Raw genomic sequence first — 15,857 nt, 5'->3', positions numbered from 1 at the left:
TCGACGTCAAATGTTGTGAATTGTGATCTCGTCCGATAACTGATGCATTAAGCGTCAATGCGACGCTCTGTGCAGAGCAATTTGAATGATGACAGCGGTATTGGCAGCGACAGCCAAGGGCGGTAGCGTGCCTGAATCGCGTTTATCGTTTATTAAATGAGCGCCTTTCAGGTCGGTTAAAGTCAGAGTAATCTGTTGGAATTAATCACAATAATGCTGGTTTTATGGTTAAGATCGTTGGCGTAAAGGCCGCAGGAGCTCCCCTCAGAAACGGCTCAGTCCTGAGAATTTATACCGCTCAATAAATATACAGGCGAGAGACGTGGCGGGTTTAAGGAAATAAAATAAAGAGTTAAATATGCGCGATACAGAATTTACGTTTAAAAGTCTTATCACCAAATTAATGCTGGCTTGCTCAGACTTAATTTGTTTCAACGCAGCGTTCTTTGTGGCGATGATGCTAATTAATATGCAGTCGGATTCGCCACTGGCAGATATTTCTGAAAAAGAAATGAATTTAAAAATTGCCACCCACATCTGCCTGTCAGTAATTTGTATTGGCTGGTTCTGGGTCAGGCTGCGTCACTATACATACCGCAAACCTTTCTGGTTCGAATTAAAAGAAATTTTTCGTACCATTCTTATATTCTCGGTTATTGATCTGTCGATTACCGCATTGTCGCAGTGGCAGATGTCGCGTTTTGTCTGGTTACTGACCTGGCTGCTGGCGCTTATTTTCATCCCGACCTGCCGCGCGCTTTCTAAGCGAGTGCTCAACCATTACGGGTTGTGGAAAAAGCAAACCATTATTATCGGCAGCAGCAAAAATGCCCATGAAGCCTGGCAGGCGCTGCAGAGCGAAGAGGTGATGGGTTTTGACGTCATCGCCTTCTACGACGTAGATGGCACCTGTCCGCAAGGCATTCTCGATGGCGTGCCGGTGCTGCGCGATGAGCAGGAGCTGTGGAGCCTGACCAATAGCGAAACCCAGTTTATCGTGGCGGTGGAGTTTGAGCAGAGCCAGTATCGTGATAAATGGCTGAAATCGCTGGCGATGCACAATTGCCGTTCGGTATCGGTCATCCCGACATTACGCGGCGTTCCGCTGTACGGCACCGATATGGCGTATATCTTCAGCCACGAAGTGATGATTTTACGCGTACAGAACAATCTGGCGAAACGCACCTCGCGTTTCCTGAAGCGCGCCTTTGATATCGTCGGTGCTCTGTCGATTATTCTGATGCTGATGCCGGCGCTGCTGGTGCTGGGCTTCCTGGTCGGCCGCGACGGTGGACCGCCAATTTATGGACACGAGCGTGTCGGCATGAATGGTCGCAAATTCAAATGCCTGAAGTTCCGCTCGATGGTGATTAATTCTAAAGAAGTGCTGGAAGAAGTGCTGCGTACCGACCCGGTGGCGCGCGCGGAGTGGGACAAAGATTTCAAACTGAAAAATGACCCGCGCATTACCAAAGTGGGCCATTTTATCCGGAAAACCAGTCTTGATGAGTTGCCGCAGCTGTGGAACGTGGTGCGCGGCGACATGAGCCTGGTCGGTCCCCGTCCGGTTATTGAAGATGAACTCTGTCGTTATGCCGGTGATGTTGATTATTACCTGATGGCAAAGCCAGGCATGACGGGATTGTGGCAGGTCAGCGGTCGTAATGATGTTGACTACGAAACCCGCGTCTATTTCGACTCGTGGTACGTGAAAAACTGGTCACTGTGGAATGACATCGCCATTCTGTTTAAAACAGTCGGTGTGGTGTTGAAGCGAGACGGTGCGTATTGATTGTGAGGCGATAAGAGCGCGTTAACCGCGCGCTCTCGTGGTTCGGTGCCGTTGTCAGGCGTGTCGTTGTTAGCGACCATCGTCAGGGAGAAAGTAGATTGTCATTACCGTTGCGTAATCCTCTGCTACTGTTATTCCGCCCTGATAGATGGTTACTACTTATAACAATTGGAGCAAAGGATAATGAACGACAGGTTCAGTGCTTAATTAAGTTAGTTTTACTTTTTGTTGGACGCTTACACAGCGGCGTATTCGCCTCTATCAATCAATAACTGATAGCGAAGATCTAAATGATTACAATCAAAATGAAATTGATACCCTTGCTGGTATCCGCCACTTTTCTTAGCGGGTGTACGATCGAACCAGGTCAGCGCCTTTCCACATCGGGAAAAGATGTCATCGAGCAGCAGGACAGCAACTTTGACATCGATAAGTACGTCAATGTCTTTCCGTTAACCCCAACGCTGGTCGAGAAAATGCGTCCTAAGCCACTGGTGGCTCAGGCGAACCCTTCTCTGCAGAACGAAATTCAGAACTATGAATACCGTATCGGTATCGGCGACGTTCTGACCGTAACCGTCTGGGATCACCCTGAGTTAACCACGCCGGCCGGTCAGTACCGTAGCGCCAGCGACACCGGTAACTGGGTACATTCAGATGGTACGATTTTCTACCCATACATTGGTAAAGTCCGCGTAGCAGGCCGTACCGTCGGTGAAGTGCGTAATGAAATCGCCCGTCGCCTGGCGCAGTACATCGAAAGCCCGCAGGTTGATGTCAGTATCGCCTCGTTCAAATCGCAGAAGACCTACGTGACCGGTTCGGTGACCACCTCAGGTCAGCAGCCGATTACCAACGTGCCGTTGACGATTCTGGATGCCATCAACGCCGCAGGCGGTCTGGCAGCGGATGCGGACTGGCGCAACGTGGTGCTGACGCACAACGGTCGCGAACAGCGCGTCTCACTGCAGGCACTGATGCAGAACGGCGACCTGAGCCAGAACCATCTGCTCTACCCAGGCGATATCCTTTACGTTCCGCGTAATGACGATCTGAAAGTGTTTGTGATGGGCGAAGTGAAGCAGCAGGCGACCCTGAAAATGGATCGCAGCGGCATGACGCTGGCTGAAGCGCTGGGCAACGCGGCCGGGATGGATCAAACCACCTCTGACGCCACCGGCGTGTTCGTTATCCGTCCACTGCGCGGCACCGATCGCAACAAGATTGCCAACATCTATCAGTTGAATACCAAAGATGCGGCATCAATGGTCATGGGTACTGAATTCCAACTGGAACCGTACGACATCGTCTATGTCACCTCCACGCCGCTTACGCGCTGGAACCGTGTGATCTCGCAATTACTGCCAACCATTGCGGGTATCAACGATGTGAGCGAGAGCGCACTGCGTATCCGCAACTGGTCAAACTAAGGTTTCACCATGATTACGTCCGTGTTAGTCGTATGCGTCGGCAACATCTGCCGCTCTCCCACCGGAGAGCGCCTGTTTAAACGCGCGCTTCCCAATACTCAGGTCAGTTCGGCCGGTCTGGGCGCCCTGGTAGGGCGTCCGGCTGACCAGACCGCCAGCGACGTGGCGGCCGCACATGGCCTGTCGCTGGAAGGACATCAGGCACAACAGCTGACGGCAGAGATGTGCCGCAACGTTGACCTGATTCTGGTGATGGAGAAGCGTCAGATTGAACAGGTGAATCGCATTGACCCGGCCGCGCGTGGCAAAACCATGCTGCTTGGGCACTGGCTCAATCAGAGAGAAATTGCGGATCCGTACAGAAAAAGCCGTGAGGCCTTTGAAGAGGTTTACGGGTTACTGGAAAACGCTACCCAGAAATGGGTCAACGTATTAAGCCGATAGTTGGGATTATCCATGAATATAAAAAACAAGGTTAGAACCGCGCCGGGAGAGGATTCGAATGGATGGGATCTGGCGCATCTTGTGGGACAGCTTATTGATCATCGCTGGATCATTGTTGCCGTTACCGCTTTCTTTATGCTGGCGGGCACGCTCTACACACTGTTTGCGACACCGATTTATAGCGCCGATGCCTTAGTCCAGGTTGAGCAGAAGAATGCCAGCACCGTTCTGAACGAACTGGACAGCATTCTGCCACCAACACCTGCCTCAGATACTGAGATCGAGATTCTTGAATCGCGCATGGTGATCGGCAAAACCGTTGACGATCTGGGTCTGGACACCGTGGTTGAGCAGAACTACTTCCCGGTGATCGGTAAAGGTCTGTCACGCCTGATGGGCAACAAGCCATCAAACATCGCGATTTCGCGGCTGGAAATCCCACGCACTATCGACAAGCGTAACGTTGAACTGGAAGTCACCGGTCCGGACAGCTACACCGTGTCGAAAGATGGCGATGAACTGTTCAAAGGTAAAGTCGGTCAGCTGGAGTCGCACGGCGATATCACCATGCTGGTGAGCGAGATTCACGCCGATGAAGGCACCAGCTTCACCGTGACCAAGCTGAACAATCTGCAGGCGATCCGTTCAGTGCTGTCTAACCTGACCGTTGCCGACAAAGGTAAAGACACCGGCGTGCTGGGTCTGGAGTATCTGGGTGAAGATCCCGAGCAGATCAGCAAAGTGCTGAACCAGATCGTCAACAACTATCTGTTGCAGAACGTTGAGCGCAAGTCTGAGCAGGCAGAGAAGAGCCTGCAGTTCTTACGCACTCAGTTACCGCAGGTTCGCGCCAAACTGGATGAAGCAGAAGACAAGCTGAACACCTTCCGTCGTCAGAACGAATCGGTTGACCTGTCACTGGAAGCGAAATCAGCGCTCGACTCGTCGGTCAGCGTGCAGAGCCAGTTGAACGAACTGACGTTCCGTGAAGCCGAAGTGTCTCAGCTGTTCACCAAAGATCACCCGACTTACCGCGCGCTGCTGGAAAAACGCAAAACGCTGGAAGGTGAGCAGGCTCAGCTGAACAAGAAAATCTCTGGTATGCCACAGACTCAGCAGGAAATCCTGCGTCTGACCCGTGACGTGCAGTCCGGTCAGGAGATCTACATGCAGCTGCTGAACCGTCAGCAAGAGCTGGGCATTAGCAAAGCCAGCACCGTGGGTGATGTTCGCATCATCGATGGCGCCGAAACCGCTAACTCGCCGGTAGCACCGAAGAAAATGCTGATTATCGCCGCCAGCCTGCTGTTAGGTCTGTTCGTGTCGGTCGGCCTGGTTCTGCTGAAAGCGCTGCTGCATCACGGCATCGAAAACCCGGATCAGCTGGAAGAGCTGGGCATGAATGTCTACGCCAGCGTTCCACTGTCAGAGTGGCAGCGTAAGAAGGACACCGAAGCCCTGGCACGTCGCGGTAACAAGGTGAAAAGCGATCCGCACGAAACGCTGCTGGCGCTGGGTAATCCGACTGACCTCTCCATTGAAGCGATTCGTAGCCTGCGTACCAGCCTGCACTTCGCGATGATGGAAGCCAAAAACAACATCCTGATGATCACCGGCGCCAGCCCGGGTATTGGTAAAACCTTTATCTGTGCCAACCTGGCCACTCTGGTGGCGAAAGCGGGTCAACGCGTGCTGTTTATCGATGGCGACATGCGTCGTGGTTACACCCACGAACTGCTGGGCGCGGATAACAAATCAGGCCTCTCCAACGTGCTGTCCGGTAAAACGGAGTTCAGCCCGGCGCTGATTCAGCATGGTGTTTACGGTTTCGACTTCCTGCCACGTGGCCAGGTCCCGCCGAACCCGTCTGAACTGCTGATGCATCGTCGCATGGGTGAGCTGCTGGATTGGGCGAGCAAGAACTACGACCTGGTGTTAATCGATACGCCACCGATTCTGGCGGTTACCGATGCGTCAATTATCGGTAAGCTGGCCGGCACCTCGCTGATGGTGGCGCGTTTCGAGGCCAACACCACTAAAGAAGTGGATGTCAGCTTCAAACGCTTTGCCCAGAACGGTATTGAGATTAAAGGTGTGATCCTCAACGCCGTGGTGCGTAAAGCAGCCAATGCGTATGGCTATGGTTATGACTATTACGATTACGAATACGGTAAACCAACCAAAAGCTAATCACTGAGTTGCAGGGGCGGTCTGACCGCCCCTTTTTATCGCACCTTTGAATGACGACACGCATCAATTTACACAGGTGATTCTGTATATAACCAACAAAAGCGATGAAGGTATAAATCGCATGGCGAGCGTCACTCAACAGAATTCATCACCAGCATGGCATCAGCCTGTCGCCCGCCCGGAAGGGTCAGCGCGCCGGGCACGCTGAGACGTCAGCCGGGAAGGCAATCAGCGTCGCCGACTGTTGGCATGAGAACTTGTGGAATTAAGGAATCACACCATGGCTCCATATTGGTATGTATCAGGGTTTTTACTGGTGATGTCGCTGGTTGAACTCCTGCTGAAAAAAGACGAACGAACCAACCATCTTCTGACTTATCTGCTCTGCATCGCGACCGTAACGCTGATTGTCTTCGGCGGCATACGCGGTCTCGGCACCGGGATGGATGACTACCAATACCGCAACTTCTTCGAAGATTTTATCCGGCGTATCCAGGTCAACGGCTTCTTCAATACCGTGGCATTCTTCCGCTACGAACCGCTGATTTTTGCGATCGCCACCCTGACCAGCCTGATCTCCCATAACGCCAGCACCTTCCTGTTTGTTTTTTCCATCCTGGCGGTGGGCACCAACGCAATCTTCTTCAAAAAGCTGTCGCCGTATCCGGTGATGGCGCTGGCGCTCTACTCGGCGCATATCTTCATTAACAAAGATATGAACCAGATTCGCTTTGGTCTCAGCTCGGCTCTGTTTCTCGGGGTGATCTGGGCGCTCTACCTGCGGCGCTACTGGCTGGCAACCGGCTTCTTTGTGCTGTCATTCCTCAGCCACAACACCGCCGTAATGGTGGTTACGCTGATCCCGTTCCTGTTTATGCGTGAACGTCGCTGGTGGCCGATTGCGATTATTGTGCTGAGTATCCCGGCCTCTAAAGTCGGCGGGATGGGCTTCGTGTCGGTGATTGCCGGCCATCTCGGGGCACTGGGTGAAAGGGCAGCCAACTACAACAACGACAACTCTGCAGCGGCGACCACCGGTAGCGTTTTCTCGGTTTCCAACCTGAAGAACGTCGCGCTGGTGTTCATCTTTGTTTATTTCATGCTGAGCAACCAGCTCAAGCGTGATAACTACGATGCGTGGCGGATGAACTACCTGTTGATCATCACCTTTGCCATCGGTGGCGGCATCAGGATCTTCTTCTATAACTACTCCTCCGGCGCGCGTCTGTCGAACTACCTGCTGCAGGTGGAGCCGGTCATTCTGACGCTGTTGATTTACCAGTCAAAACGGGTCTGGAAGCCGGCGATGTTTGCCATGTTTGTCTTCTTCCAGATGTACTACCTCTACTACAACACCATCTCCCTGAAGCAGGCAGTGGTGGGGTACGAGGTGGCACGCGAATTTAAACTGGTTCACTGATGAAACCGGGGCTGGTAATGAAACGCTGTCTGCCGCTGTTGCTGATCGCTTCGCCGCTGCTGGTGCAGGCGGCGAGCGCGCCGGCCGCGATTGTTATCGCGGCCTATGGCGATTCCACCACCGCTGGCGTGACCTCGTCAGGCGGGCGCAACATCATCAGCAAAGAGAACGAAATCAGTTATCTGCAGCAGATGTTGCAGCAGAAATATGGTCCGGCGGTGCGCATTGAAAATCACGGCTCGCCCGGTGCTCAGCTCACCGAGCTGAGCAGGTCGCCGGTCAGCTGGGAGCAGCGCATGGCGCAGTCCGATGCGCGTATCATCCTGATCAATTACGCGATTAACGATGCGCGCGTCTACTCGGCTAAAAATCGGCCGGCCGGGGCAGAAAGCCCTGCGGATTTTAATCGTACCCTGACCAGCCTGATTAAAACCGCCCGAGCGCACCATAAACAGGTGGTGCTGCAACAGCCGAATCCGCTGTGTGGGCGGGCGGAGCGCTGGAACGTCTGGCCCTATGTTTACCAGCTCAACCAGGTGGCACAGCAGCAGCAGGTGCCGATTGTCCGACAGTATCAGCTGATTAAGCAGCAGGGTGACTGGCGCAGCGAAATGTCTGCCGACTGTATTCACCCGACTAAAACGCTGTATAAAAAGAAAGCTGAACAGACTTTTGAGCTGCTCAGCCAGCAATTTGACAGCGTGTTTAAAACCACCAGCTAACGTAATGATTTTATGGACTTCAGGAGCAGGGCGGTATGTACGTACTGATGATGGTGCTTTCACTGGGACTGGCGCTGCTGGTATTGCGGGCTTTCTCTTTCCATCGTGGCATTTACAACGAAAGCGGTATTAAAAGCATTTCCGGATTGCGTGCGCTGCTGGCCAGCATCGTGGCATTTTCGCACTTCGCGCATTATGTCTACGCACGCGATCATGACTGGATATTTGATAAAGACTATTTTTCCCTGCTTTCTCAGGGCAACTTTTTTGTCAACAGCGGCAAGTTTGGCGTGGCGCTGTTTTTTATGATCTCGGCCTTTTTGTTTTACCGCTGGCTGGATAACGACCGTCTGACCTCCGGCGAGCTGACCCACAAGCTGATGAAATCGCGTTTGCGCCGCATCGCGCCAATGTTCTGGTTTTCGGGACTGGTGGTGGTGACGATTGGCTGGTTACACGGCGACCTGCTGCTGAACCTGACGTCGCTGAAGCAGGCGCTGCTGTGGCTGCTGTTTGTCGGCAATTATCATATTGGCTCATTTATGACCGCCAACGTTAACGCTGGCGTCGAATGGACGCTGCGGCTGGAATGGCTGCTCTATTTGTCGATTCCGCTCAATTACCTGCTTAACCGCGTGACCGGTGGCCGCTACAAAACGTGGCTGATCCTCGGCTCGATTGGGGTGATTTTTGTGGTTGCGGTGGCGTTGCGGCTGCGGGGCACCGCCTATACCGATCCGCGTCCGGTGCTCGGGTTCGCGATGGGCTATCTGGCCTGGCAGTACCGCGACCGCTGGGTAGCGGGCCGCAACTCCGCTCAGGCAGCGGGTCTGGCGATTGTGCTCGCCGTGGTGGCGCTGTTCTTTACCAGCAGCGAGTTTTTCTACCTGATCTTTCTCTGCTGTCTGGCGCTGGTGTTTTTCATCGTCAGCAGCGGCAATGCGCTTTTTGGTCTGCTGGAAAATAAGACCCTGATGTCGGTTGGCGAAGTGAGTTATAGCCTCTATCTGATGCACGGCGTGGTGCTCTATTTCATTAAGCAGCTGCCGCTACCCGCACTGCAGCACGATTTTGTTCTTTATACCGCGCTTTCCACGCTGTTTTTTGTGGTGTCGTTTTACGTGGCAAAACTGACTTACCTGTATGTGGAAAAACCGTTTATCGGCAGCAGCAATAAGAAAAAAGTGGCGATCGAAACCTCGCCGACAAATTAGGACATCACCGGTTACCCTGCTACGTCCAAACGTTATATCTTTGAAATTGGAACTGTTTTTAATGAGGTGCTGGCAATGAAGGACATTCGCTTCTCCATCGTAATTCCTGCTTATAATGCGTCAGAATCGATTGTGACGACGCTGGATTGCGTTAAAGCGCAGACGTATCGCAATTTTGAAGTGATCATCGTTGATGATAAGTCCGCCGATGCGGCCGCTCTGGCTGAAGTGGTGCGCAGTGAGCGCTATCAGGACCTGAATATTAACCTGGTGCTCTCCGAGGTTAAGCTCAACGGCGCAGGCGCGCGTAACAAAGGTATTGAGCTGGCAACCGGCGATTACGTCAGTTTCCTCGACGCCGACGACGAGTGGCACGCCGATAAACTGCGTCAGGTGAGCGAAAAAATTGCGCAGCTGGACGCCCAGGGCAAGCAGAACGTGGTGATTTTCAGCCAGGTGAACATCTATCAGGATGGTGCTTTTCTGAAAGTGATGCCGATGCAGCCACCGGGTAAAAATGAAACCGTCGCCGAGTATCTGTTCGGCTGCTACGGCTTTATTCAGACCAGCACCATTGTGCTGAAACGCGAAGATGCAGCAAAAATTCAGTTCGATACCCGCTATATCCGCCATCAGGATTACGACTTCTGTATTCGTGCCGATCGCATGGGCTATGAGTTCGTGATGATCGCCGCGCCGCTGGCCAATTACCATCTGGTGACGAAGTTCGGCTCGAAGCACAAAGGCGAGTCGGTGAATTACTCGATGTTCTGGCTCGACGCGATGAAGCCGCACCTGACCCCGCGTGACATCCACACCTACAAAGCCTTTAAGCTGCCGCTGCGCTATAAGATGGACGGCAAGGGAATGATGGCGAGCCTGACGTTTGCCCGCTACTTCTTCCTCACCAACCAGGATAACCGCGCTTACTTTATGAACCGGGTCAAAGACAAGCTCCGGGCGCGTTTTGGCGGTGAAAAAGCGCTCTCCTGATGCGCAGTCTGGTTCTCTTTGCTCCTGACGCCAGGAGCAGCTCTCTCTCTATTTTGCTTATTATTCTGGGTTAAAGATGAATAATCACGTTGGAACCGTCGGCATTGTCATGCCTATGTATAACGCACGTCAGACGGTATTACGCGCCGTGCAATCGGTTATCAATCAAAGTTACGCCGACTGGCACCTTTACCTGATCAACGATAAGTCGACCGACGATTCACTCGCCTGGGTGCAGGAACAGTGTCAGGACCCGCGTATAACCATTCTGGACAACGCGGTTAACATGGGCGCCGCCGAAACCCGTAACGTCGGGCTGCGGGCCGCCAGCGAAGAGATCATCGCGTTTCTCGACAGTGACGACGAATGGCACGCCGACAAACTGGCGCAGCAGGTGGCGGCAATCGCCGCGGGTGACAACTTTGTTATCACCGAATATCACTACAAAACCCGCAATGCCGACCACGATATCACCTACAGCAAGCCCTATCTGCAGCAGGAAAACTTTGTGAAGAAGCAGTATCGCGTCTGCTTTTCGTCGGTCTGTTTCCGTCGTCCGCCTGAGGGCATCTTCTTCCAGCGTAAGGGCCACGAAGACTTCCTGTTTCTGTATGAACTGTTCACCCGCTACCGGCAGGCGCGCGTGATTCAGACCATTCTGGTCAATTATTACGAATTAGGTGATTCCCTTTCCCGCAATAAGAACAAAGCGGCGAAATGGCACCTCGAATTATTAAGAATTATCTATAAAAACAATCCTTTAAAAATCTATTACTATTACGGCTGGTATATGGTGAATGGCGTGCTGTTTACCCTGAAGCATCGTTAAGCCAATCGGCAGGATTGTCTTTATTATTTGAGGTGGATAGCGTTTCATGAAAAAAATTGTCCTGGTGATCAAAGATGCCTACTCGTATGCGGGCACCGAGAACATCTGTAACTTCATGTCAGAGTGTCTTGGCGAAACGCACGACGTCACCATTTACTCGCTGGAAGGCAGCGGAAAAACCTTCTATCCGTTTGAGCACGTCAAACAGATCGTCAGCTTTGAAGGGCAGAGCAACCCGATCAAGAGCGCGGTGGCGCGCATTCATGAAGAGGGTTTCGACACCGTTTTCCTGATCAGCATGGGTCGCCTCAGCGTGATGTTCGCCTTCTGGAACCTGCTGGCGATGAAGAAAAAGCGGGGCAAAGCCTACGCCTGCGAACATATCGCCATTAACTCCTTCAGCAAACCGATCAAGTTCCTCAAGTTTCTGCTGCTGCGCTACTACGACCGCGTGATTGTTCTGACCGAAAAAGATCATCAGGTGTTCAACCGCTGGCGCATTCCCAGCAAGCAAATCCCGAATCCGGTGGTTTACAAAGGCTATCAACGCCAGACGCGTCATCGTCAGGCGCTGGCCGTGGGGCGTCTGGATAATCAGAAAGGCTTTGATTTGATGCTGGATATCTGGCGCGACTTTGCCGGTTCTCATCCTGACTGGACGCTGGTGATTGCCGGTGACGGCGAACTGCGTCAGCAGTTGCACGATCAGGCTGCGGTGCTGGGCATTACCGACAGCGTGAAGTTTGTCGGCAAGGTCAGCAACATTAACGATTACTACCGCGACAGCGACATGGCGCTGATGACTTCACGCTATGAAGGTCTGCCGCTGGTGCTGCTGGAAGCCAAATCCTGGTCATTGCCGGTAGTGGCGTATGACTGCCCGACCGGGCCGCAGGAGATCATCAATCACGGTGAAGATGGCTTCCTGGTGCCGATGAATGACAAAACCACCTTCCTGGCGCGGATGGAACAACTCGCCAGCGACGACGCCCTGTTCTATGCCATGAGCGAAAAAACAAAACAGACCGCGCTGAAATTCGACGGTAATCAAATCAAGCAAAGCTGGCTGGCGTTGGTGTAATTCGGTGCTGGAAAAGCGCCCTTGCGACGTGCCTCAGGGACACCGCCATGGCCGATCATCCGGCCTTATTGACTACGGGAATTGATGCATGAAAAGAAGAGAAGTTTTACAGACCGCCGCCTCCGCTCTGGTGGGGGCTCTCTCCGTGAGCACCTTTTCCAGCTACGCTGCTAAAAGTAACGGTATCGCCCTGAAGCCGGTTGATGCCACCGATGTACCGAAAGGTGATGTGCCGATCCTGACGCCGGAAAACGTTTACGCCATGCCGCCGCAGTTCTGGCAGGGCTTTGAAGGCAAACTGTGGATCGGTAAAGCCGGCACCGACGCCAGCAAGCCGGGCAACCAGATCCCGGTCTACCTGCGCGATGCCAGCGGCAAAGTGTCACAGATCGCCCAGCCGGTAGCGCTGAACAAAGGCAACTTTTCGCAGTTTATTAAAGATAATGCGGCGCTGATCGCCGATCCGTCGCACTCGATGGCGGTTGAAGACAATAACGGCCAGATGCTGTTTAACATTACCGACGTCAGCCGTCCCGGCGCGGCAGATTTCAGCCAGCGTCTGGCGCAGCCTGCCGGTTACCAGCTGATTGGTGAAATCCCGTCAGTGGAAGAGTTACGTAAAACCCGTCCGCTGTTTGAAGGGGCTAAAGTGAAGCTGAAAAGCTGGCACGACGGCTTCGAAGTCGGCGGCGGCGAGTTTGTCGGCAGCTTTCAGCCGGCGCAGGATGATGGCGGCGTTAACTTCGCCGGCCAGGGTTTCCACTGGCGTCGGGTGGTTGAGGATTTCAACCGCCTGACCCTGTTTGATTTCGGCGCGATTGCCGACGGCAAAACCGATACCGCACCGGCGATCATGGCAATGTTTACCTGGTCGCAGCAGGCTAACCAGCAAATCTGCGTCCAGTTTCCGGCCGGCACCTTTTTTGTCTCAGTCTGCGACTTTGGCGATAAATATCTCAACTTCTTCCGCGTGTCAGGCGCGATGGTCAACTTCGGCTATTTCCCGGCCACCACCGTGGTCTCTGACGGTAAGTCAGACTTCATCTTCTCGATGAATGCGCGCCGGGTTGAGCTTTCTAACCTGATTTTCAACGGTAACAGTGACAAGAACCCGAACAAACAGGGCTTCTTCCACAATACCTGTCCTGGCGGTCAGTACTTCCGTGGTGCCTGCCTGCGTTTCAATTTTGTCGGCGGCACCGCCATCAGCCTGCAGGATACGCTGGATTGTAAAATCGACCAGTGGTACGCCTCGCGCTGCAGCGGTGACGTGATCAAATCCGGCTGGTCAGGACAGAAGCAGGGCAAGTGGGACCACAGTACCGCGATTGAGTTATCTAACTTCAATGCCCAGCACTGCCGCGGCGGTAAGGTGCTGAATCTGCCGCGCTGCGGTCAGTCGATTATTCACAACGGCTGGATTGAGCACTGCGACAACCCGGGCGACATCTCCAACGGCCAGTGGATCGTCGATGCGCTGAGCCTTGAAGATTGTAACAATCCGCTGATCGCACACAACACCCGTCTCAATATGCGTCAGACCAGCCTGCAGTCAGGCAGCTGGATTGACAACTCCAGCCAGGGCGATCGGCTGCTCAGCATCTGGGAGATGGGCTCAACCCGTGTGGAGTCGTACGGCGTCGCGCTGGATGGCAGCCTGAAGTACAACTACATCACCTCGCGCTGGCGGTTAGAGAACAACACCAATCAGGAAACCTGGTTCGATCTCGGTAGCCTCTACTCACCGACGGTGGGAGATTCGTGGGAGATTGAAATTTTTGGTCAGGCGCAGTTCAGCAACGGCAGTGGCGATAAGCCGCTAATGAACCTGATCAGCGACAAAACCACCGGTGGCCGCGCGGTGATCCACGTTCAGCGCAAGAAAGGGCGCTCGGAAGCGAGCTGGTCTGCCGAAGGCAGTTCGCCGGTGGTCGACGTGCGCTATGTGGCTGAGCATGACACCGACGTACGGATCTTTATCAAACTGGCGGGCTGGACCCCGGCGGCGGCAGTGCTGGTGAAAACCACCGGCAAAGACCGCTTTGTTACCGGACGCTGTGCGCGGGTTAATGCCCGGATGCAGCCGGGTAATCCGCCGGCTGGTGATGCCACCAAACGGGCACCGCAGCGCTTCAGCCTGCACAACGGCAAAGCCGGCGTCGGGGCCAACGAGCAGGGCGACCTGCTGATGGCGTCGCGGCCGCTGTCGGCCGAACAGGTTGATACCAGCAAGCCGGAAGGTTTTGTCTCGGTAGTGATCAACGGCAAACAGGTTGCGCTGCCTTACTTCGCCATCAAGTCGTAACCGATTCAGTTATCACCGATGCATGACGGCCGCCATAAAGGAGGCGGCCGGTCTTAACAGGAGCAGGACCCTTTGGGTGCGTTATCCCGTATTGCAGTTATTTAAACAGAGTTCATTTTGCCCGTTGCGGATCTGGGCGGCTTGCAGAATTAAAAAAATTCATTCGGAGTTGTTATGAAAATTTTATTGGTGGGTAACCATACGTGTGGGAATCGTGGGGATGGCGCGATTCTTCGTGGACTGATTGATTCAATGAAGTCTGCACGCAGTGATTTAGACATTGATGTGATTAGCCGTTATCCAACCAGCTCCGGTTATTTGCTGCAGCAGGATATTCAGCAGGATTCGCTGTTTCTGCACAATAGCAAGTCAGCCAAAGGTTTGGTCGGTTCGTTCAAGCGTAAAGTGGCGAACCGTTTGATGCCCGACATTATGATGGCGCATCTGGGCAAGGGCGGCCTGTACAAGTCGTTCGCCGTGCCGCCACATCTGAAGGCGTTTACCGAAAGCCTGGCAAAATATGATGCGATTATTCAGGTGGGCGGATCGTTCTTCGTCGACCTGTATGGCGTGACCCAGTTTGACCACGCGCTGTGTGCGCTGATGGCGAAAAAGCCGATCTACCTGATTGGTCACTCCGTCGGCCCGTTCCAGAACCCGCGCGTGAATGCGCTGGCTAACTTTGTGTTCGATCGCGTCGACAGTCTGGTGCTGCGTGAGTCCGTCAGCCTTGATCTGATGAAGCGCGATGGCGTGACCAGCTCTAAAGTGGCTGCCGGGGTAGACACCGCCTTCCTGGTGCGGGCGCGTGAGGTGGAAAACCCAAGCCATAACCTGCTGCACTGGCAGGGCATTATCAGCGGTCGCAAAACCATCGCTATCACCGTGCGTGAACTGGCGCCGTTTGATAAACGTCTGGGCGTCACCCAGAAAGAGTACGAAGCCGCCTTTGGCCGGGTGATCAATGCGATGATCGCCGACGGCTATCAGGTCGTCGCGTTCTCGACCTGTACCGGCATCGACAGCTACGCCAAGGATGACCGCATGGTGGCGCTGACGCTGCGTGACCACGTGGCTCAACCTGAGCATTATCACGTTATCATGGACGAATTTAACGATCTGGAGCTGGGCATCCTGCTGAGTCATTGTCATCTGACCATTGGAACCCGTCTGCACTCCGCGATTATTTCCATGAACTTTGGCACCCCGGCCGTGGCGATTAACTACGAGCACAAGTCGATGGGTGTGATGAACCAGTTGGGTCTGCCGCAGATGGCAACTGATGTGAAAAGCCTGATGGATGGCTCGCTGATCGACAAGGTCCAGACGGTCCTCGCCGATTACGACAACATCAAGCAAAAGGTCGACACGGCCGTTGCGAATGAAAGGGAAATTGGCAATCGGATCACTGCAGAGATTCTCAAAGTATTAGGGTAA

At 53.6% G+C, this 15,857-nt stretch carries 12 protein-coding genes; all 12 read left to right on the top strand.

Features of this window, described 5'->3' with window-relative positions; all coding sequences use genetic code 11:
• Positions 1–358: 358 nt before the first annotated feature.
• Positions 359–1,792 (top strand): undecaprenyl-phosphate galactose phosphotransferase WbaP, encoded by a 1,434-nt coding sequence (gene wbaP, locus AC6I8I_RS12385; RefSeq protein WP_312055479.1) that lies wholly within the window; start codon positions 359–361, stop codon positions 1,790–1,792.
• A gap of 290 nt (positions 1,793–2,082) precedes the next feature.
• Positions 2,083–3,222 carry a polysaccharide export protein gene (locus AC6I8I_RS12380; protein ID WP_031375327.1) on the top strand — a complete coding sequence of 380 codons (1,140 nt, stop codon included), beginning with the start codon at positions 2,083–2,085 and terminating at the stop codon, positions 3,220–3,222.
• Between the two features lie 9 nt (positions 3,223–3,231).
• Positions 3,232–3,666 carry an arsenate reductase/protein-tyrosine-phosphatase family protein gene (locus tag AC6I8I_RS12375; protein WP_312055480.1) on the top strand — a complete coding sequence of 145 codons (435 nt, stop codon included), beginning with the start codon at positions 3,232–3,234 and terminating at the stop codon, positions 3,664–3,666.
• Positions 3,667–3,678: 12 nt separating this feature from the next.
• Positions 3,679–5,856, top strand: coding sequence for a tyrosine-protein kinase Wzc (gene wzc, locus AC6I8I_RS12370; RefSeq protein ID WP_312055481.1), 2,178 nt, complete (start codon positions 3,679–3,681; stop codon positions 5,854–5,856).
• A gap of 280 nt (positions 5,857–6,136) precedes the next feature.
• Positions 6,137–7,276 (top strand): EpsG family protein, encoded by a 1,140-nt coding sequence (locus AC6I8I_RS12365; RefSeq protein ID WP_312055482.1) that lies wholly within the window; start codon positions 6,137–6,139, stop codon positions 7,274–7,276.
• Between the two features lie 17 nt (positions 7,277–7,293).
• The gene (locus AC6I8I_RS12360) at positions 7,294–7,998 is read left to right on the top strand and encodes an SGNH/GDSL hydrolase family protein (RefSeq protein ID WP_312760269.1); all 705 of its coding nucleotides are present in this window, start codon (positions 7,294–7,296) and stop codon (positions 7,996–7,998) included.
• Positions 7,999–8,033: 35 nt separating this feature from the next.
• On the top strand, positions 8,034–9,212 hold the full coding sequence (locus AC6I8I_RS12355) for an acyltransferase family protein (protein ID WP_497820331.1): 1,179 nt from the start codon (positions 8,034–8,036) through the stop codon (positions 9,210–9,212).
• Positions 9,213–9,287: 75 nt separating this feature from the next.
• Positions 9,288–10,205 carry a glycosyltransferase family 2 protein gene (locus AC6I8I_RS12350; protein ID WP_312055485.1) on the top strand — a complete coding sequence of 306 codons (918 nt, stop codon included), beginning with the start codon at positions 9,288–9,290 and terminating at the stop codon, positions 10,203–10,205.
• Positions 10,206–10,281: 76 nt separating this feature from the next.
• Complete coding sequence (locus AC6I8I_RS12345) at positions 10,282–11,034, top strand: glycosyltransferase family 2 protein (RefSeq protein ID WP_312055486.1); 753 nt, start codon at positions 10,282–10,284, stop codon at positions 11,032–11,034.
• A 46-nt stretch (positions 11,035–11,080) separates the two neighbouring features.
• Positions 11,081–12,115 (top strand): glycosyltransferase, encoded by a 1,035-nt coding sequence (locus AC6I8I_RS12340; RefSeq protein ID WP_497827901.1) that lies wholly within the window; start codon positions 11,081–11,083, stop codon positions 12,113–12,115.
• A gap of 88 nt (positions 12,116–12,203) precedes the next feature.
• Positions 12,204–14,420 (top strand): phage tailspike protein, encoded by a 2,217-nt coding sequence (locus tag AC6I8I_RS12335; RefSeq protein WP_497827900.1) that lies wholly within the window; start codon positions 12,204–12,206, stop codon positions 14,418–14,420.
• 174 nt (positions 14,421–14,594) lie between these two features.
• The gene (wcaK, locus tag AC6I8I_RS12330; RefSeq protein WP_031375334.1) at positions 14,595–15,857 is read left to right on the top strand and encodes a colanic acid biosynthesis pyruvyl transferase WcaK; all 1,263 of its coding nucleotides are present in this window, start codon (positions 14,595–14,597) and stop codon (positions 15,855–15,857) included.

It is taken from the genome of Pantoea sp. X-Soil-YNGN-775, from assembly GCF_059730575.1.
The sequence above is the reverse complement of the archived record's forward strand: the minus strand, read 5'-3'. Positions and strand labels throughout refer to the sequence as shown.